17 protein-coding genes are annotated in these 17859 nt (G+C 73.6%); 3 read left to right on the forward strand and 14 right to left on the reverse strand.

Annotated elements, in window-relative coordinates:
• Window positions 1-107 precede the first annotated feature (107 nt).
• Window positions 108-1007: a potassium channel family protein gene (locus D1350_RS17440; RefSeq protein ID WP_125777316.1), complete on the reverse strand. Its 900-nt coding sequence runs from the start codon at window positions 1005-1007 to the stop codon at window positions 108-110.
• A gap of 105 nt (window positions 1008-1112) precedes the next feature.
• Here D1350_RS17440 and D1350_RS17445 point away from each other — a divergent pair, with 105 nt between their 5' ends.
• Window positions 1113-1643, forward strand: coding sequence for a GNAT family N-acetyltransferase (locus D1350_RS17445; protein WP_125777317.1), 531 nt, complete (start codon window positions 1113-1115; stop codon window positions 1641-1643).
• A gap of 33 nt (window positions 1644-1676) precedes the next feature.
• On the opposite strand, the gene D1350_RS17450 is transcribed toward D1350_RS17445, so the two are convergent.
• Both D1350_RS17450 and D1350_RS17455 read right to left on the reverse strand, forming a co-directional pair.
• Window positions 1677-2222, reverse strand: coding sequence for a putative immunity protein (locus tag D1350_RS17450; protein ID WP_125777318.1), 546 nt, complete (start codon window positions 2220-2222; stop codon window positions 1677-1679).
• Between the two features lie 11 nt (window positions 2223-2233).
• Window positions 2234-3493, reverse strand: coding sequence for a glycosyltransferase (locus tag D1350_RS17455; protein WP_164545210.1), 1260 nt, complete (start codon window positions 3491-3493; stop codon window positions 2234-2236).
• A gap of 240 nt (window positions 3494-3733) precedes the next feature.
• Here D1350_RS17455 and D1350_RS17460 point away from each other — a divergent pair, with 240 nt between their 5' ends.
• Both D1350_RS17460 and D1350_RS17465 read left to right on the forward strand, forming a co-directional pair.
• Window positions 3734-4219 carry an aromatic ring-opening dioxygenase LigA gene (locus tag D1350_RS17460; RefSeq protein ID WP_125777320.1) on the forward strand — a complete coding sequence of 162 codons (486 nt, stop codon included), beginning with the start codon at window positions 3734-3736 and terminating at the stop codon, window positions 4217-4219.
• A 142-nt stretch (window positions 4220-4361) separates the two neighbouring features.
• Window positions 4362-4637, forward strand: coding sequence for a zf-HC2 domain-containing protein (locus tag D1350_RS17465; RefSeq protein ID WP_164545211.1), 276 nt, complete (start codon window positions 4362-4364; stop codon window positions 4635-4637).
• A gap of 6 nt (window positions 4638-4643) precedes the next feature.
• Here the strand turns inward: D1350_RS17465 and D1350_RS17470 are convergent, their stop codons facing one another.
• The 11 genes from D1350_RS17470 to D1350_RS17520 form a co-directional block, all read right to left on the reverse strand.
• On the reverse strand, window positions 4644-4931 hold the full coding sequence (locus D1350_RS17470; RefSeq protein ID WP_125777322.1) for a DUF1905 domain-containing protein: 288 nt from the start codon (window positions 4929-4931) through the stop codon (window positions 4644-4646).
• A 28-nt stretch (window positions 4932-4959) separates the two neighbouring features.
• Window positions 4960-9426 (reverse strand): FtsK/SpoIIIE domain-containing protein, encoded by a 4467-nt coding sequence (locus D1350_RS17475; protein ID WP_164545212.1) that lies wholly within the window; start codon window positions 9424-9426, stop codon window positions 4960-4962.
• 1 nt (window position 9427) lies between these two features.
• Window positions 9428-10843 (reverse strand): LysM peptidoglycan-binding domain-containing protein, encoded by a 1416-nt coding sequence (locus tag D1350_RS17480; RefSeq protein ID WP_125777324.1) that lies wholly within the window; start codon window positions 10841-10843, stop codon window positions 9428-9430.
• A 34-nt stretch (window positions 10844-10877) separates the two neighbouring features.
• The gene (locus tag D1350_RS17485; RefSeq protein WP_206074587.1) at window positions 10878-11582 is read right to left on the reverse strand and encodes a hypothetical protein; all 705 of its coding nucleotides are present in this window, start codon (window positions 11580-11582) and stop codon (window positions 10878-10880) included.
• Window positions 11579-12205, reverse strand: a complete 627-nt coding sequence (locus D1350_RS17490; RefSeq protein ID WP_125777325.1) for a hypothetical protein — start codon at window positions 12203-12205, stop codon at window positions 11579-11581. Before D1350_RS17490 ends, D1350_RS17485 begins: the two co-directional genes overlap by 4 nt.
• Window positions 12202-13611, reverse strand: a complete 1410-nt coding sequence (locus D1350_RS17495; protein WP_125777326.1) for a hypothetical protein — start codon at window positions 13609-13611, stop codon at window positions 12202-12204. The genes D1350_RS17490 and D1350_RS17495 overlap by 4 nt, the downstream gene beginning before the upstream one ends.
• On the reverse strand, window positions 13611-13904 hold the full coding sequence (locus D1350_RS17500) for a hypothetical protein (protein WP_125777327.1): 294 nt from the start codon (window positions 13902-13904) through the stop codon (window positions 13611-13613). The genes D1350_RS17495 and D1350_RS17500 overlap by 1 nt, the downstream gene beginning before the upstream one ends.
• A gap of 33 nt (window positions 13905-13937) precedes the next feature.
• A complete protein-coding gene (locus D1350_RS17505; RefSeq protein ID WP_125777328.1) occupies window positions 13938-14234 on the reverse strand; it encodes a WXG100 family type VII secretion target in 297 nt (98 codons plus the stop codon).
• Between the two features lie 183 nt (window positions 14235-14417).
• A complete protein-coding gene (locus D1350_RS17510; RefSeq protein ID WP_240644178.1) occupies window positions 14418-15047 on the reverse strand; it encodes a DUF6580 family putative transport protein in 630 nt (209 codons plus the stop codon).
• On the reverse strand, window positions 15026-15439 hold the full coding sequence (locus D1350_RS17515) for a DUF4430 domain-containing protein (RefSeq protein ID WP_240644182.1): 414 nt from the start codon (window positions 15437-15439) through the stop codon (window positions 15026-15028). The genes D1350_RS17510 and D1350_RS17515 overlap by 22 nt, the downstream gene beginning before the upstream one ends.
• A 91-nt stretch (window positions 15440-15530) precedes the next feature.
• Window positions 15531-17657, reverse strand: coding sequence for a DNA gyrase/topoisomerase IV subunit B (locus D1350_RS17520; RefSeq protein ID WP_125777330.1), 2127 nt, complete (start codon window positions 17655-17657; stop codon window positions 15531-15533).
• Window positions 17658-17859: the final 202 nt, after the last annotated feature.

Consider the following 17859-nt stretch of genomic DNA (forward strand, 5'->3'; position numbering starts at 1 on the left):
CCACGTCCTCACGATGGGGGTGTCGAAGCGCTTCCGCGAGCAACGTAGTGGTCTCGGCAGTCCGGCACAGTGGACTTAAACGTTCCGGCCCGGACCGTGGTCGACCGTCACGCCGCTTCTCCCTGGGCGCGGCAGTAGGCAGCCAGCACGGCCCTCGTCTCCCCGCCGGTGTGCAGGTACTCGGCGTCGAGGACCTGCGCGAGGCCGGACAGCGCGACGTCGAGCACCCCGCCGGCGTGCCGCACGCCCGCCGAGTCCGACTCCCCTGCCGCCGCAGCGAGCTCCAGCGCGTACGGGACCGACGCGGCGAGGGACGTGGCCTCGTGCGGGTCGACGAAGTAGTAGATGACCTCGTACTGCATGAAGTCGACCCGGACCTGGTTGATGCCGGCCGCCAGGCCACGCAGGACCGGCGCCACCATCCCTGGTTCGATCCGGTCCAGGAGCTCCGCCGTCCGGGTCAGGCGGAGGCCGTGGACCTGGAGCGCGACGGCGCGGCGCCGGGCCAGCGCGGGATACACCTCCAGGATCCACGAGACGCCCGCGGTGAGCAGGGCAAATCCGATCAGACCCTCGACCGGGGCGACCAGCCTCAGCCACCAGACCGTGGGCACCACGTCGCCGAAGCCGAGCGTGGTCAGCGTGACGGCCGAGACGTAGAAGGCGTCCACGAGATCGTCGCGCCGTGCCGGCTCGAGGTCGGTGCTGTACGAGAACCCGGTCTGCAGGTGCGGCCAGTACACCAGGGCCCATCCCACGACGATGCACCCCACCCAGACCACCGTCACGGAGGCCATCGCCGCCGGGCCGCTCAACCGGGCCGCCCGTGCCCCGAGCCGACGACAGACCCGCCACACGAGGCCGGTCACCACCACGCTGACGCGGCCCTGCCCGCTGGGGTGCAGCAGGGTGTCGAACACGTCGCGCACCGCCACGAGCACGAGGACGACCCCGGCGACGGTCGCGAGCACGGTCAGGACCACGGCCGTCCGCCCCGGGATCGCCATCCGAGCTCCGCCAGCGCCACCGACCCGTCCATGGCCCCGACGCTACGGACCACCACCGGGCCTCGCATGCTGCGCCTCGGCCGGCGGACGCGCGACACTCAGGTCGTGGACGTCGACATCAGACCCGTGACCCCTGCCGAGCACCGGCCTCTCGGAGAGCTCACCGCGCAGGCCTATCTGCGCGAGGGCTTCCTCGGCGGCGACCAGGACCCGTACCTGCCGTTCCTGCGCGACGTGAGCGGGCGGGCGTCGTCGGCCCTGGTGCTGGTCGCCGTCGACGAGGACCGCCTGCTCGGCGGGGTGACGTACGTGCCCGGGCCCGGGCCGATGGCCGACCTGGCTCGCGAGGGCGAGGCCGAGATCCGCATGCTGGCGGTCGACGCCGAGGCCCGCGGGCGCGGCGTCGGCGAGGCGCTCGCGCGGGCCTGCCTCGATCAGGCGAAGGCCGCCGGTGTCGGCCGCGTGGTCCTCTCGAGCCAGACGGCGATGCGCGCCGCCCACCGGCTCTACGAGCGGCTCGGCTTCCAGCGGCTCCCGGAGCGCGACTGGAGCCCGGAGAACAAGCCGGGCCTGGTCCTGGTCGCCTACGCGCTGGATCTGGACCCGGACCTGGATCCGGGCACCGCGACCAGGTAGCTGTTCCCCGCCCCGCGCGGGGAAGGGGATCAGCTACCTGGTCGCCCCGGCGGGCGAGTCGTCGAAGACGTTCCAGCAGATCGCGCTCCGACGCCGCTGGTCGTCCAGGACCAGCTCCCGGAGCCCCGCGGGGATCCGCTCGCGCTGCCAGTCCCGTTCGGCCAGGCGCGCCGCCTCGGCGTCGTCGCCCGCGGAGGCAGCGGCAGCCGCGACGGCCCTGATCGCGTACGCCGCGGCGCCCAGCGCGTGGGCGGCGACGTGCGCGACCGCCACCGCCTGTCCGGCCGCGAGCGCCGCGTACTTCGCCGGCGCGTCCTGGTCCTTGCCGGCGGCGTTCGCGACGAACGCCGTCCGGTGGGCCTCCTTCATCGGCACCTCGCCGCGGATCCAGGCGCGGCCCACCTCGATGGCGTCCCGCGGGCGGGGGTCGTCGGGCTTGTCCTGCTCGAAGAGAGGCAGGACGTGCTCGGCGCAGACTGCTGCCCACTCCGCGAGGAGCTGGTGGTGCTCGTCGGTCAGCGTGCCGCCGCGGCGCACGGTGATCAGTCGGGGGTCACGTTCGGCGGGGAGGATCGGCACGAGGATCGACTCTAGCGACGGCCCACGATGCCCTCCAGGACCCGGACGCCTTCGGCGAGCCCGTCCTCCGTGCGGATCGCCGCGCCCACCTCGCCGGCGCGCACGGCGTAGGAGGACGTGGTGGCGAGGTCGCCGATCCGCTCGGTGAGCCCCGCCGCGATCCGCCTGGCGGCGAGCGGGGCCGGTCCGGCGCCGATCGCGTGCACGCGCGCTCCCCAGAACGGCTGGTCCCCGAGGAAGGGGACGATCAGGGTCGGTCTCCCGGCGCGCAGCCCGGCCGCCGTGGACCCCGCTCCCCCGTGGTGCACGACGGCCGCGACCCGGTCGAAGAGCCAGTCGTGCGGGGCGCCATCGATCACGAGGACGTCGTCGGACGGGGCGGGACCCGGGGCGATGCCGCCCCAGCCGGTCGCGACGATGCCGCGCAGGCCGTTCGCCCGCAGGGCGGTCAGCACGGCCTCGCGGCGCACGTCGGCGCCCTTGCCGAAGCCCATGGAGCCGAACCCGACGTAGACGGGCGGGTCGCCTGCCGCGAGGAAGTCGGCGAGCTCGGCGGGCGGCGTCCAGTCGCCGCCGTCCAGGAACCAGTAGCCGGTCACGTGGGCCGACGGCGGGTAGTCCGCCGGGACCGGCACCACGTTCCGGCTGTAGGGGTACATCGTGTGGACGGGGCTGCCGTCGGGGTTCTTGAGCGGGTCGGCGAGCCGGCCGGTGCGGGCCAGCCCCACCTCGCGCCGGAAGTCGTTGATCATCCCGCCGTACATGATCCCGGCCATGCGGTTCATCGCGTAGGTGGCGCGGTTGCCCCGCGCCCCGAGCGACGCCCCGCCGAAGAACGGCAGGGGGTAGTCGCCGGTGGGCGTGTAGTACGGCAGCGGGAGGGACAGCACACCAGGGACGCCGAGCGCCTGGGCGATGTGCGGCCCGGCCAGGCACTTCGGGTGGTGCACGACGACGTCCGGGTGCGCCTCGCGCGCGGCGGCCCAGCACTCGGCGTTCAGCTCGCGCATCGCGGACTTCATGATGCCGAGGGTCTTGAGCGCGTCGCGCGGCCCGCTGAGCTCGGGCAGCACCTCCTGGAGGAGGCGGAGCATGGTGGAGCCGGCGGGGCGGTGGGTGACGGTGCCGGGACCGCCGTGGGGCACGAGGTCGGCGAAGCCGTCCGGGACGGCGAGCGTGACGTCGTGACCGTCGCGGGCGAGCGCCCCGGCGAGGGCTGCGTAGGGCTGGATGTCACCGCGGGTCCCGAAGGACATGATGAGAGCGTGCACGGGCGTGCTCCTCGAGGCTGCCGGCAGGGCCGCCCGGGGACGGGGCGGCGTCGTCGCCGACCAGACTTCCCGGCACACCTGCGACGACCCTACTCCTGCCGTGGGCGCCTGGGGAGCCCTCGACATAAGGCTTGACGCGCCTCACCCCCCGCGCCGACAAGCGCGCCAACAGGCGGTTAAAGAGATACAAAACGTTTAGCCAGATGTTCGCGATGCGCACGCATCCCTACCCTGACCAGCATGAACCCACCACTGAACGCACGTGACCGCGGCTTCCAGGCCGCGGCAGTCTTCACGATCGTGGCCGGCGTCGTCATGGCCCTCATCGGGATCGCGGCCTGGGGCCTCGTGTCCTCACAGCTCTCCGCGGAGGGCATCACCGTCCACGAGGACTCCACGATGATGGGCGGCGCCCTCGTCGGCGACCCGGTCCGCGACCCCTTCACCGCCTATGCCCAGGCGGAGGTCATCGCGGGCCACGCCATGGAAGCGTCGGGCGGCAAGACCTACGCCGAGCTCGACCGCGAGGACCCCGCACGGAACACCGTCCAGACGGCGGCGTTCCTCCGGGCCTCGCTGTTCACGTCGGTGATCTCGTTCGGGATCTGCGCGCTCGTGATCGGGCTCGGGATCCTGTTCGTGGTCGTCGGCGGGGCGCTCCGGCGGGTCTCCGCCGTCGACCCGGGTGCCGAGGAGGTGCGGGAGAAGAGCCTGGCCTCGGTCTGACGCCCGCGCCCGTAGTGCCGTGGGTACACGCATGGTCGCCTCCGGGCCACGCGAGGCGACCATCCGTGTACCCACAGCGGCTTTATCGGAAGAAATCTCTCGAAGTGCTGTGACATCCGGTGGGCTCGCGCGTCTGAGCTGCATGGCACACAACGCACCGGCCGCTCTCGCCGTCCCGATCCCCGCGCCGCAGGCCGCCTGGGGGGTCACGATCGACCGTGTCGTCGGCTGCACCGCCGTCCGCGCGGCGCTGCGCGACTACCTCCGCTCCACCCTGATGCCCGCCGAGCGCCGTCGTCTCGACGACCACCTGGTCGGCTGCCCGGGCTGCCTGCGCGCGTTCACGGACACGCGTGTGGCCGCCTGGACCAGCCCCGCCACCACCCGCCGCCTGCGGCAGACCCGCGTTGCGGCGTAGGGACGCTCAGCGGCGGGCGACCCGCATCGACACCTGGACCAGGTCGCCCTCCCCGACGCCCTCCGCCCGCTGGACGGCGACCTTCACGGGGAGCAGGTACTGGCCGTCCTTGGGGAAGAGCGCCGTGGTGAACTCGGTGCCCCCGATCGTCGCGACCACCGGGACCTGGCCCCAGTAGACGACGTCGCGCGCCGCCTCACGGATGTCGTCGCTGTCGTCCTCGGGGATCGCCACGAAGAAGTACGGCGCCGGGCCGCGCCACTCGACGACCGGGCCGGTGAAGGTCCACTCCATGCGCCCAGTGTGCCCGGCCCCGCGCCGCTCAGGACAGGGGCGCGTCGGACGGCGCCGTCGGCGTCGTCGGCGTCGTCGTCGGCACCAGGAGCGTCACGAGGTCGCCGGTGCCGAGGTGCACCAGCGCCCGCCCGGGCGTCACCTGGGACGACACGGACGAGCGTGGCAGGCGCACGCCCACCAGGTCGCCGTCGAGCGGAGCCTGCGGGCTCAGCAGCGCTCCCCGCCGGCCCTTCTTGGCGTCCACCTGCCACCCGGAGAAGCCCGACGCGACCTCCGTCGCGTCGCCGCCGAGGACCAGGCCGCGCCGGTGGTCCTGCGCCGTGCGCAGGAAGGAACGCAGCCAGGCCTTGGCCGGGACGTCCTGCAGCAGGCCGCCGTCGTCCACGACGAGGACCACGGGCGTGCCGTCGGGGTCCAGGTGCGGGGCGAGGTCGTCCTCGGTGAGCTCGGTCCCGGTCAGCATCGCGCGGACGCCGGGGCGTCCGTCGAGGTCGCGCAGCGTGCTCGGCCGCGGCGCGAGGACCACGAGCTCGGTGCCTCCCCGCAGCAGGGACTCCGCCATCACGGCGAGCAGCGTGCTGCGGCCCGACCGGGCGGGACCGGCCACGATGAACGTGGGCGCGTCGCCGGCGAGGTCCATGCCGAGCGCGGCGAGCTGGTCGCCGCCCACGCCCACCATCGCCCACATCGGCCTCGCGGCCTCCGGACCGGCGTACGCGTAGGCGGCGTCGAGCGTGATGGTCGAGGGCAGGTCGTCCACGCGGAACGGGCCCGTGCCGGGCACCACCTGCTCGCGCTCCCGCACGACGGCGGAGAGCCCGCGCACTGCGTCGGTCTGACCGCGTCCGCCCGGGTCGTGCCCGACGATCGCCACCTGCACCTCGCGCCCCGTCCCACCTCGGAAGGCCCGCCCCGGGAGGATCTCCTCGGGCAGCTTGCGGTAGGCGATGCCCGCCATGCCCGCGTCGGCCCGGTCGGTGAGGCGCAGCACCAGGACGTCGTCGGTCAGGACGCTCATCCGGCTGGTCAGCAGCGTCCGGTCGCCCGCCACCAGAAGGTGCACGCCCGCGCTCGCGCCGTCGCGCAGCAGCTCGTGGACGATGTCCACGAGAGCCCCGTTGTCGACCTCGCCGAAGGACGACACGAAGCTCTCCCAGCGGTCGACCAGGAGCAGCACACGCGGCAGGCGCTCGTGCGCGGGCGCCAGCGAGCGCTGCTCGGTCACGTTCGCGTAGTTGCCCTGCGACAGCACCTGCTGGCGCCGGGCGAGCTCGGCGCGAAGGCGGTTCAGCAGCCGGGCGGCGCGGTCGGCCTGGGTGCGCTGCACGACGGCGCCGGTGTGCGGCAGCTCGTCGAGGACGGCGAGAGCGCCGTTGCCGCAGTCGACGGCGTACACGTGGAGGTCCCGGACCGGGTTCGCCAGGGCCGCCGCGACCGCCGTCGTGCGCAGCACCGTGGACCGGCCCGAGCCCGGGGCGCCGACGACATACCGGTGCCCGAACGTGTCCAGGTCGATCGTCGCGGGCTCCTGGCGCTGCGCCCCCGGGTCGTCCTCCAGGCCCCACGCGAACGTGCCAGGCGCCGCGGGCGCCGCGAGCCCTGAGAGCTCCCCTGGCTCCGCGAGCACCCCGGGCGCCGCGCCCTTCCCAGGCTGCCCGCGCTCCCCCAGCTCGGCGAGCGTGAGCAGGCCGGGCAGCGCCGGGAGCCAGGGGCTGCGCGGGACGGGATGGCCGCCGAGCGCCGCCGCCTCGCGCAGCGTGGTGACGATCGCCGACAGGTCGGTGTCGTCCTCGACGCGGCGAGCGGCCCGCGGCCGGGCGGGCGCCGGCTCGCCGAGCCCGGAGGGCAGCAGCCGCGCCACGAACGGCGGCTCGACCTCCACGGCCTCCGTGCGGCGCAGGCGCCGTCCGCCCACCCGGGCCGCCTGGAACGGCACCAGCGACGAGTGCCCCAGCCGCGCGTAGGCGCGACCGGGCTGAGACTTCGCGATCTGGGCCGCCTCGGGGGCGTCGATGACGTCGGACGACTCGCTCGTGTCCGTCATGCGCAGCGCGACCCGGAGGTTCGTGTTCGCACGGATCGCCGGCGAGATCACGCCCGACGGCCGCTGCGTGGCCAGGATCAGGTGGATCCCGAGCGAGCGCCCGCGCTGGGCGATGTTCACCAGCCCGTCCACGAAGTCCGGCAGCTCCTTGGCCATCGCGGCGAACTCGTCGATGACGATGAGCAGCCGGGGCAGCGTCGGCCCGGCGTGGCCGCGGCGCTGGGCGTCGAGGTAGTCCTCCAGGTCCTTCGCGCCGGCGGCGGAGAGCACGTGCTCGCGGTGGGTCAGCTCGGCGCGGAGCGAGTCGAGGGCGCGCTCCACGAGGTGCGAGTCGAGGTCCGTGACCATGCCGACGGTGTGCGGCAGCAGGGCGCACTGGCTGAAGGCGGCGCCGCCCTTGTAGTCGACCAGGACGAACGTCATGGTCTCCGGCGGGTTCGCCACGGCGAGGGAGGCCACGACCGTCTGCAGGAACTCCGACTTTCCCGAGCCCGTGGTCCCGGCCACCAGCCCGTGCGGACCGTCCTTCACGAGGTCGAGGGCGAACGGCCCGTCCAGCGACACGCCGACGACGGCTCGGGTCGTCCCGCTGCCGGACCGCCAGCGGGCGACGACCTGCTCCGGCTCGAGGTCCTCGATCCCGAGCACCTCGACCAGGCGCGCGGAGTCCGGGATCAGCCCCTCCGACTCGGTCGCGCTCACGTCACGCACCGGGGCGACGGCCCGCGCCACCTCCTCGAACCAGTCGTCCGCCACCTCGTCGACGAGGATCCGGCCGAGGTCGTCGAGGTTCTGACGGCGCAGCAGCATCCCGCCCTCGGCACGGGCGTGCGCCACGACCGTGCACTCCTCGGGCAGCAGCTTCTCGTCGCCGTCGAGGCAGACCACGCTGACCCCGACCGCGGGTCCGTCCCGCAGGATCGTCACCACTCCCGGCAGGGCGCGCAGCCGCCGCGCGCCGTCGAGCACCACGACGATCTCGGGCGCGAACGCCGTCGTGCGCCCGGACGCCTTCTCGCTCGCGGCGCGCCGCTCGGCGACGAGCGCCCCGAGCTCCGCGACCCTGGCCGCGAGCGTCTGGGTCGTGGCACCGATCGTCGCGACGGTGTCCTGGCCGAGCGCGGGCCGCAGGTGCGGCAACCAGGCCGCCCACGCCCACTCGTCCAGGTGCTCCGGCGACGTGAGCACGTACAGCTGGACGTCGCGCGGGCTCTGCAGCACGCCGAGCTGCCCGACGAGCCAGCGCGCCCGGCTGCGTGGCCAGTCCCCCGGTCCGGCGATCCCCACCACGCCCGCGTCGCGCAGCCCCACCGTCACGGGCACGGCGGGGAGCGTGGCCTGGGTCTTGCGCCGGTGCTCGGGCTCGTTCAGGTCCTCGACCTCGACCCGGCTGGTGGCGTCGGCGAGGCCGAGCCGGACCGCGAGGTGGTCGGCGTCGGTGGGACGCCGCTCCCACAGCCGGCGGGTCGGCGTGGTCGCGATGGTGCGGAGCTCGGCCGCGCCGGGGCTCGACAGCCGGCGTCGGTGCTGCTCCCGCCGCGCGGCCTCGAGCACCTCGGCCTCCAGCGCGGTGCGCTCTGCGGCGTGCTCGCGGAGCAGGTCGCGGTGCGACCGCACCCCGTTGCGGCGGGCGGTCCACCAGGAGCCCACCGCCATGAGCGGCGACGCGAGCGCCAGCATGAGGAACATGGGCGACTGGAACACCAGCGCCGTCACGACGCCCAGGACTGCGGGCATCGCCGCCGCCAGCCACGGCAGCGGGTTGCGGGTGGGCGGCGGAGGCGGGGCGGGCAGCCGGAACCTGGTCCCGCTGAGCGGCGGCAGGAGCCGCGGCGGCCGGTTGTAGTCGAGCGTCCCGTCGCCGGGCCGCAGGTCGGCGTCGGGCCGCGCCGCGGGCTGGACCGTGAGGGCGCTCCCGCCGAGGGTCAGCTGCGTCCCGGCGGTCCACCGGACCTCCTCCTCGCCGAGCGGCTCGTCGAGCGTGTCGAGCGTGACGGCCCGGCTCGCCGAGCGCGGGTCGAGAACCCGGCGCACGCGGACCCCGCCGTCGAACCCGACGACGACGGCGACCTGGGCGCGTCCGCCCTCTGCCGGCTGGTCGATCAGCAGCCGCCCGGCGTCGGCCTGGACCACCGTCTCGCCGACGCCGAGGCGCACGACGGTGCCCGCCCCGGCCCCGCCCGTGACGCACAGGTCGACGGGCCCGGCGGCGGGCTCGGGCGGTGGCGCGCCGCCGAACCGGAGGAGCGCGCCGTCCCTCAGCCCGGCGTCGGCGGCCGCGGCGCCCGCGTCGACGGGCCTGCCGTCGACGGTCGCGGCGGCGCCCCGCGGGGCGCCGACCTCGGCGCCCAGCCGCTCCAGGAGGTCGGCCGCGGTGACGCGCTCGTCGGAGTCCACGAGCACGAGAGCCGCACGCGGCCCGTGCTCGACCGTCAGGTGGACCCGCACGTCACTTGCCGCCCTTGCGTGCCGACGGGCCGTCGACGTACCGGACGTCCGGCAGGAAGCTGCTGCGCAGCCAGCCCTCGCCGTCGACGGTGAACCGCCACCGCGCCGTCGGGACCGCACCCAGCACCACGACGACCCAGCGGAACGCCGGGCTCGCGAACCGCTGGGCGAGCATCGCCTGCTGGGCCGTCGACGGCGCCTGCGCGAGCACGAGCACCCCGTGGCCCTCGCTCTCCAGCTCGGGGACGAGCTGCTCCAGGTGCGCGAGGTGCTCCACCGACTCCTGCTGCGGCATCCCGTTGCCCACCACCACGACGCGCGGGTCGTCCGACCACGGGTTCGCCGTCAGCTCGCCGAGCCACCGGCGCAGCACCTCGTGCTTGGCCCGGGTCGGGCCGTCGAGGCTGATGGTCCCGCGCGCCGCGGAGAAGTCGACGAGCACCCGGCCCGTCTCGGCCATGCCGACGGTCACGAGCCGGGCGAACCGCGTCGTCGGCTCCTCCGACGCGGGGGCCGACTGGAGCCGCGCCAGCGGGGCGGCCCAGCTCTGCCCGTCCTCCGACGCGACCCACGGCACCGGCGCGGGCGAGACCGGCCCGGCGAGCCGCAGCCGCAGCCCGGACCCCTCGACGAACACTCCCGCCAGGCGGGGGACGTCCGTCCCGTCGCGCTCGCACGAGGCGACCAGGACGCGCAGCGCCCGGTCCACCATCCAGGACGACGACGTGTCGGGGCGCAGGAGGCTGTCGTCGAACGGCTCCTCGGCCGCGGCGGCGGCCCGACGGCGCAGCAGGTACCAGACGCCGGCCGCGAGCGCCGCGAGCACGAGCAGGGCCAGGACGACGAGGAGGACCGGGGAGCCTCCGTCACCCTCGGACGTGCCGCCGCCGGCCGCCTCGCCGGGCGAGGTCTCCTCGGTGCCGCTGGGCTCGGCGGACGACGTCGCGCCGTCGTCCTCCGGGGTCGCCGTACCCGCTCTCGACTCCTCGCTGCCCGGGGCGGGCGACAGCCGGGGGGTGCGCGGCGTCACGAGCGCGGTCGGGAGGGGACCGGACTCAAGGCCGGGACCGTCCGCGCCGTCGGGCATGACCAGGACCCACCCGGGAAGGAGGACCGACGGGTCGGTGAGCGCGAGGCCGTCGGGCTGGATACGGCCCTCGTTGAGGTCGAAGATCTCCTGGTACCGGTTGCCGTCGCCGAGGAACCGCTGGGCGATCTCGAAGAGGAACTCCGGCTCACCGTCGGTGATCGTGGGGACGACGTAGTAGGTGACGTCCTCCTGCTCGGCCGACCGCAGGCTCGCGGCGGGCCCGGCGGGGGCCGCCGCGGCGGGAGCGGCCGTCAGCGCGGTGAGAGTGAGGGCGAGGCAGGCGGCGGCCGTGATGACGGCGAGCCGGCCGGCGGCGGTGGGACGCACGGTTGCTCCGAATCGAGGGCAGAAGAAGGTGAGGTCAGGCGTCGTCGGCCACGGGGCCGGGAGCAGGGGCGGACCCGGGCACGGACCCGCCGGGAGAGGCTGCGCCGGGCTGTGCGCCCGGGCCGGCCCAGCGGAAGGTGCCCATGAGGGCGTCGAAGAACAGGACCAGCGTGTCGGCGAGGCGCTCGGTCTCCGCGGTGGTCCACACCACGTGGAAGGACAGGACCAGCCACTCCCCCGCGTCCTCGTCGCGGTTGAGGCCGTAGAGCACCTGCCGGCTGGACACCATGGGCAGGTCGTCGTCCTGCTCGACCTCGTGGAGCGTGGAGACGACCCGCACGCCGGGGCGGCCGTCGACCTCGACGGCCTCGCTGTCCTCGTAGCCGTCCGCCAGGACGCTCGAGACGATCTCCCGCGGGTCCGTCCCGGCGTCCGTCGTGAGCTCGAGCTCCACGAGCGAGCAGGGCAGGACAACCCCCTCGAAGGTGTCGTACGGCAGGTAGACGGCGTTCGCGCCCTCCGCCCCGGCGGCAGCGATGCCCTGGTGCAGGCGCTCACGCAGGAGGCGCCGGTACGGCTCGGCGGTGTCGCGGGGCAGGTCGGCGGGCAGGGCCCGTACGACGACGGACTCGATCGCCTCGTCGAGCTCGCGCTCCCGGCCCTCGCCGACGGGGAAGCGGGCCCAGCCGGGTGGCAGGAGGAAGACCCAGGCGTCGGTGGGGCGGGCGTCGAGAGTCATGCGTCGCTCCTTGCGACGTGCACCGCGGCCAGCAGCTCGTCGAGCAGCTCGACCATCGCGGGCAGGAGGACCAGGTCGGTGGTGCGCCAGACGAGGAGCGTGTCGATGACGGCGTCCGGGTGCTCGACGCGACGGCCGAGCGCCACGCTCGCCCACACGTCGCCGGACCTCTCCCCCACGTCGAGCCGCACGACGCGCACGCCGTCGCCGTCGGGCAGGTCGAGGTGCTCCACCCGCGGGTCCTCCACGGGGCTGCCGCCGCTCGCCCCGCACAGGGCGAGCAGGTCGGCCGGTTCCGCGCCGTCCTCCGCGACGTCGACGGCGACGAGGACCGGCACCGGTGTGCGGTCGAGGAGCCCGACCGCCGCGACGACGCCGCCGCCCGGCCCGACCCCGTCGGCGAACGCGCACAGGTTTGCGACCGCCTCCTCGCACATCCGGGTGATCTCGGGCGAGCCGAGCGCGTCGGGCCCCTCCGGCCCGGTCTGCTCGGTGACGAACGCGGCGATCGTCTCGCGGGTCGCGGCGACCACGGCCGCCACCCACGGCGCGGGTGCTTCCTGAGGCACGACCAGCCAGCGGCCGGGGTCCACCTCCACCGACCAGGACCAGGGCCCGGTCACAGGTTCTGCCCCGAGTAGAACCCGGCGTAGTTCGCGTCGGTCAGCAGCGTGCCGCTGCGGAGGTCGGGACGGCCCGCCAGGCTGTTCAGGTAGGAGGGCGTGCCGCCGATGCCGAACCCCGCGAAGCTCCACCCGGCGAGCTTCTGGGAGAAGCCGCCCGCGTACATCCAGGCTGTCGGGCCGCCCATGGGCCCCACGCTCGGCAGGATCTTGGACACCCCTGCGCTCCACGTCTTCCAGTCGACGGCTCGGTCCACGCCGAACACCTTGTCGATCCGCCAGTTGCCGCGGGGGTCCGCGAACCGGGCCCTGTCGAACTTCAGGTAGTCGGGGTGCCTCGTGCGGAACCACTCCGGCTTGACCGGGTTCTTCTTCAGGAACGCGCTGAGGTCGTCCAGCCGCCCGAGCCGCGCGTCGAGGTGCGGGACGTTCCGGAACTGCTGGTAGCCGGTCGACCTCTGGAACTGAGGTGCCCAGTTCCGCAGGAGACGCAGGTGAGCGATCTCGTCGACCATCCCGGACCGGGCCGCCCCGTGCACGCCCAGGAGTCCCTTGGTCGCGGCCCGCGTGGCGAACGCGGAGAACGCGTACAGCCCCAGCCCGACGATGCCGAGGGCGACCGCCAGCCAGCTCCCCTCGCCCTGGGCGGCGAGGATGATGTTGGCCACCACGGAGATCGCGCCCGCCACCAGCGCTGTGACGGTCAGGAAGCCGACGCCGGGTATGAGGACGCTCAGGACCGCGAGCGCCAGGCCGATGTAGCCGAGGATCTCGACGAGCCCCTTGAGGAACTTGTTGAACCCGTGGACGAACTTGTCCCAGCCGCTGGCGTGCAGGCCGTCGGTGTGCCAGTCCTTGCGGATCGCGTCGGCGGCCCGGCGCGCGGCGCCGTCGAACCGCTCCATGGCGACCCGGGCGCGCTCCTTGGCCTTGGCGAGCGCCTCGGCGGCGCCCTCCAGCGCCGTGCCACGGGCGGCGGACTGCTTCTCCTCCTCGGGGGTGAGGGGCTCCTCGCCCTCGGGGCGCGGGTCCGGCATGCCGTCCGCGGTCCGTTGCGCGGCGACCGCGTCCTCGGCGTCCTTGACGGCGAAGCCCGTCTCCGAGCGCGCGTGCGCGAGCTCGGGCTGGTACTCGACGAGCGCGGCCTGCATCTGCTCGTACCGGTCCGCGGCCTTGCGCAGGGCGTCGTGGGACTCCCCGGCGCGCTTGCGCATCGCGTCGGCAGACACGCCCTGGAGCAGCGTGGTGTCGCCGTCACCGATCTGCTTGAGGACCCGCGCCTCGGTCGACATCATGTCGGCGAGCTTGCCGTAGTACTGGATGACGTCGTCCAGGGCGCTGCCTTCGCTGGGGACGGGGTCGCGGTCGTAACCGACGAGGTGCCATTCCCGGGTGCGCGCGGCCATCACGCGCCTGCCGGGGGCTCGAGCGACTTCGACAGCTCGATCTCGAGGTCCGTCCAGGCCTGGGCGGCCTGTTCCATCTTCTTCTGCAGGTCCTTGAGGTTCCCGGTGAGCTTCTCGCGCTTGACCCACCAGTCCTCGACGAAGTCGTACATCGCCGACCGGACCTGCGGGTGCCCCCAGATCTCGGCGTTCTCGTCGCGCTGCTTGTTCGCGCCCTCGAACTCCGCGACGATCTTCTTGATCTGCTCGGCGGCGTCGTCGACGGCGATCTTCGTGACGACAAGGTCGCTCACCGGGGGTGCCCCTCTCGCAGTGGCTCGGCGGGACTACTTGTTGAGGGCCTTGGCCAGCTCCTCGTCGGTGCCGCGGAGCGCCTCGGCCGCCGCGTCGAGGTACTGCGAGATGCCCTCGAGGCCGCCGATGCACTGCGTCGCGCCCGTGTTGAACTCGCCGTACGCGGAGTTGAAGGCCACCGAGGACTTGTCGGTCACGTATCCGCCGTTCACGAGCTGGTCGACCAGGTTCTTGAGCTCGCGGAGCTTGGTCTCCATCTCCGCCTGACCAGCGGTGATGCGCTTCGCCGCGTCCTGCATGTCGGCATACGTCACGTTGATGTTCGCCATGGCTCCAGCCCTTTCGATCGACCTGCGGACCAGGCGAATCTAGGCAAACCGGACTAACCCTGGATGAACGGGGCAACAACCCCGCGCGAACTGCTGGAGACCGCGAACTGCTGGAGACAGAGCAGACCCGCCGGCCGCGAGGGGTACCTCGCGACCGGCGGGTCTGTCAGGCGGTGACGGAGGTCAGGCTGCCGGGTTGGGCTGAGCGGCCGGGGCGAGCTGCGGGACCCGGCGCTCCAGGCGCTCCACCACGCCGACGGCGGCCGCGGCGAGGGGCAGGAGCACGAGGTTGCCCAGCAGCATCGTGCGCAGGAAGGGCAGGCCCGCGGCGTAGCTGGCGAGCAGCCCGTCGAGGCCCGGCGCGTAGTAGGCCTCGCGGCCGAGGAGCCAGACACCGAAGTTGGTCCACAGGAAGAACCAGACCGACCCGCCCAGCCCGAGGCCGATCGCCGCGCCGTACCGGCGCACGCCGGTCGTCCGGCGGCCGAGCAGCGCCGCCACCCCCACGACCGCCCAGGCCGTCCAGGTGAAGAGCAGGATCGACGAGTTGCCGAGCAGCACGTCGCTCAGCGCGACGGCGGCCAGCGGCACCAGCAGCGCCACGCGGTGGCGCAGCAGCACGGCCGCGAAGAACGTGGCGGCGGTGAGCAGCTCGAGGTTCGGCGGCGCGCCCACGTCCTCGCGCACGAAGCGCCAGCCCACGGCGGCGCCCAGCGCGACGATCGCGAGGGCCGGCCGCCACCAGCGGGCGAGGAGGTCCCGTGCGGTGAGGTCGCGCGCCGCGCCGGTCATCAGAACGTCTCGAGCTTCCATGTGATCTCCTGTCCGTCCTCGGTCACGAGCGCTCCCGCCCCGACCGTCGCCATCTCGCCGTCGACGTACAGCGCCCAGAACTCGTTCGCGGCCTGGTCGGCGACGCGGCCGTCGATGCCGGTCACGTAGGCCATCTCACCCTCGCCGCTGATCTCGGCCGAGGGGTCGGACTCCAGCAGCAGCTCGAGAGCCGTGCGGCCGGTCTCGCCGGCGTACGACCACTCCGTCGCCTCGTCGGTGGCCGCGGACGAGGCCGACGCGTCCGCGGAAGCGCTGACCGACGGCTCGACGGCCGTGTCCTCGGTGGTGGCTGAGCAGCCGGCCAGCAGGCCCGCCGTCAGCAGGGCGGTGAGGGCGAGCGGCAGCGTACGGGCGCGGAAGGTCGAGATCATCACGCGCCAAGCCTAGGTCGTCGTCCGCCCGCCGGGCAGGGTCGTCTCACGAACGGCGCCGCTGTATGCCGACGCCGCTGTGTGCCGCAGGTCACGCGTCGATGCGGTTGCGGTCCAGCTCGTCCGCGCCCGCGATGATGAACTCCTTGCGCGGCGCCACGTCGGACCCCATCAGCAGCTCGAACACCCGCTCGGCGGCCTCGACGTCGGACGCCGTGACGCGGCGCAGCGTGCGGTGACGCGGGTCCATGGTGGTCTCGGCCAGCTGGTCGGCGTCCATCTCGCCCAGGCCCTTGTAGCGCTGGATGTCCTCCTTGTAGCGCCGCCCGGCCTTGTCGAGCTTGCGGAGGGTCGCCTGCAGCTCCGCCTCCGAGTACGTGTAGATGTACTCGTTCGCCTTCCGGCCGCTGCCGACGACCTCGACGCGGTGCAGGGGCGGCACCGCCGCGTACACCCGCCCGGCCTCGACCAAGGGCTTCATGTAGCGGTAGAACAGCGTCAGCAGCAGGGTGCGGATGTGCGCCCCGTCGACGTCGGCGTCGGTCATCAGCACGATCTTGCCGTAGCGGGCCGCCTCGAGGTCGAAGGACCGGCCCGAGCCTGCGCCGATCACCTGGATGATCGCCGCGCACTCCGTGTTGCGGAGCATGTCGCTGACCGACGCCTTCTGGACGTTCAGGATCTTGCCGCGGATCGGCAGCAGGGCCTGGAAGTCGCTGGAGCGAGCGAGCTTGGCCGTGCCGAGCGCGCTGTCGCCCTCGACGATGAACAGCTCGGAGCGCTCGACGTCGTCGCTGCGGCAGTCCGCGAGCTTCGCCGGCAGGGACGAGGTCTCCAGCGCGTTCTTACGGCGCGAGATCTCCTTCTGCTTGCGGGCCGAGACCCGCGCCCGCATCTCGGCGACGATCTTGTCGAGCAGGAGGGACGCCTGCGTCTTCTCGTCGCGCTTCGTGGAGGTCAGGATCGCGTTGACCTCCTTCTCGATCACGCGCGTGACGATGGCCCGCACCGGCGCCGTGCCGAGGACCTCCTTCGTCTGGCCCTCGAACTGCGGCTCAGCCAGGCGGACCGTGACGACAGCCGTGAGACCCGCCAGCACGTCGTCCTTCTCGATGCGGTCGGCGCCCTCCTTGGCGGAGATCTTCAGCCGGCGCGCGTTGGTCTCCACGGCCTTGCGGAGCACCTTGAGCAGGCCCTGCTCGAAGCCGGCCATGTGCGAGCCGCCCTTGGGCGTCGAGATGATGTTCACGAACGAGCGGATCTCGGTCTCGTAGCCGGTGCCCCAGCGCACCGCGATGTCGACCTCGCACTCGCGCTGGACCGCCTGCGGCGACATGTGACCACGCTCGTCCAGGACCGGGACGGTCTCCGTGAACGTGCCCACGCCCGTCAGGCGCCACGTGGCCGTGACCGGCGAGTCCGGCGCCAGGAACTCGACGAAGTCGACGGTGCCGCCGGTGTGCTTGAAGACCTCCTCGTGCGGACCGCCCTCGCCCGGCGTGCCGGGGAGGCCGCGCTCGTCGCGCACACGGATCTCCAGACCGGGCACCAGGAAGGTGGTCTGCCGCGCACGCGTGACCAGCTCGTCGTAGCTGAAGACCGCGTTCTTCGGGAAGATCTGCCGGTCGGCCCAGTACCGCACCCGCGTCCCGGTGCGGCCTCGGGCCACCTTGCCGACGACGGCGAGCTCCGAGTGATCGACGAATGGCTGGAACGGCGCGTCGGGCGACGGCCCGTCCGCCGGGTCCGCGAAGTTGCCCGGCTCACCACGGTGGAACGTCATGCGGTAGGTCTTGCCGCCGCGGTCCACCTCGACGTCGAGGCGCGACGACAGCGCGTTCACCACGGACGCGCCCACCCCGTGCAGGCCGCCCGACGCCTGGTACGAGCCGCCGCCGAACTTCCCGCCCGCGTGCAGCTTGGTGTAGACCACCTCGACGCCCGTCAGGCCGGTCTTGGGCTCGATGTCGACCGGGATGCCCCGCCCGTCGTCACGCACCGTGACCGAGCTGTCCGCGTGCAGCACCACGTCGATCTGCGTGGCGTGACCGCCGAGCGCCTCGTCCACCGAGTTGTCGATGATCTCCCAGAGGCAGTGCATCAGGCCGCGGGAGTCGGTGGTGCCGATGTACATGCCGGGTCGCTTGCGCACCGCCTCGAGGCCCTCGAGGACGGACAGGTGGCGTGCGGTGTAGCTCGACTCGGAGGTGGTGGTCACGGCGCCCAGCGTAGACGAACCCACCCACACACCAGGTGAGGCGCTCCACGGGGCGGGCAGCGCGAGGCCATGGCGATTATTTCCCTCTTAGCGCAATTGCCCGGTACGCCGTACCCGGACTGTGACACGCGCCGCTATGCTCGCAGCGAACCGGCGACCTCGGTCGGCATGGACCGCGGCCCTGGATGGTTGGATGGAGACG

The organism is Antribacter gilvus, from assembly GCF_003946865.1.
Lineage (GTDB): Bacteria > Actinomycetota > Actinomycetes > Actinomycetales > Cellulomonadaceae > Antribacter > Antribacter gilvus.

Coding starts and splice junctions, on each gene's coding strand:
- D1350_RS17440 (WP_125777316.1), bottom strand. CDS start 1,007: ATGGCGATCCCGGGGCGGACGGCCGTGGTCCTGACCGTGCTCGCGACC.
- D1350_RS17460 (WP_125777320.1), top strand. CDS start 3,734: ATGAACCCACCACTGAACGCACGTGACCGCGGCTTCCAGGCCGCGGCA.
- D1350_RS17465 (WP_164545211.1), top strand. CDS start 4,362: ATGGCACACAACGCACCGGCCGCTCTCGCCGTCCCGATCCCCGCGCCG.
- D1350_RS17470 (WP_125777322.1), bottom strand. CDS start 4,931: ATGGAGTGGACCTTCACCGGCCCGGTCGTCGAGTGGCGCGGCCCGGCG.
- D1350_RS17485 (WP_206074587.1), bottom strand. CDS start 11,582: ATGACTCTCGACGCCCGCCCCACCGACGCCTGGGTCTTCCTCCTGCCA.
- D1350_RS17495 (WP_125777326.1), bottom strand. CDS start 13,611: ATGGCCGCGCGCACCCGGGAATGGCACCTCGTCGGTTACGACCGCGAC.
- D1350_RS17505 (WP_125777328.1), bottom strand. CDS start 14,234: ATGGCGAACATCAACGTGACGTATGCCGACATGCAGGACGCGGCGAAG.
- D1350_RS17510 (WP_240644178.1), bottom strand. CDS start 15,047: ATGGAAGCTCGAGACGTTCTGATGACCGGCGCGGCGCGCGACCTCACC.
- D1350_RS17515 (WP_240644182.1), bottom strand. CDS start 15,439: ATGATCTCGACCTTCCGCGCCCGTACGCTGCCGCTCGCCCTCACCGCC.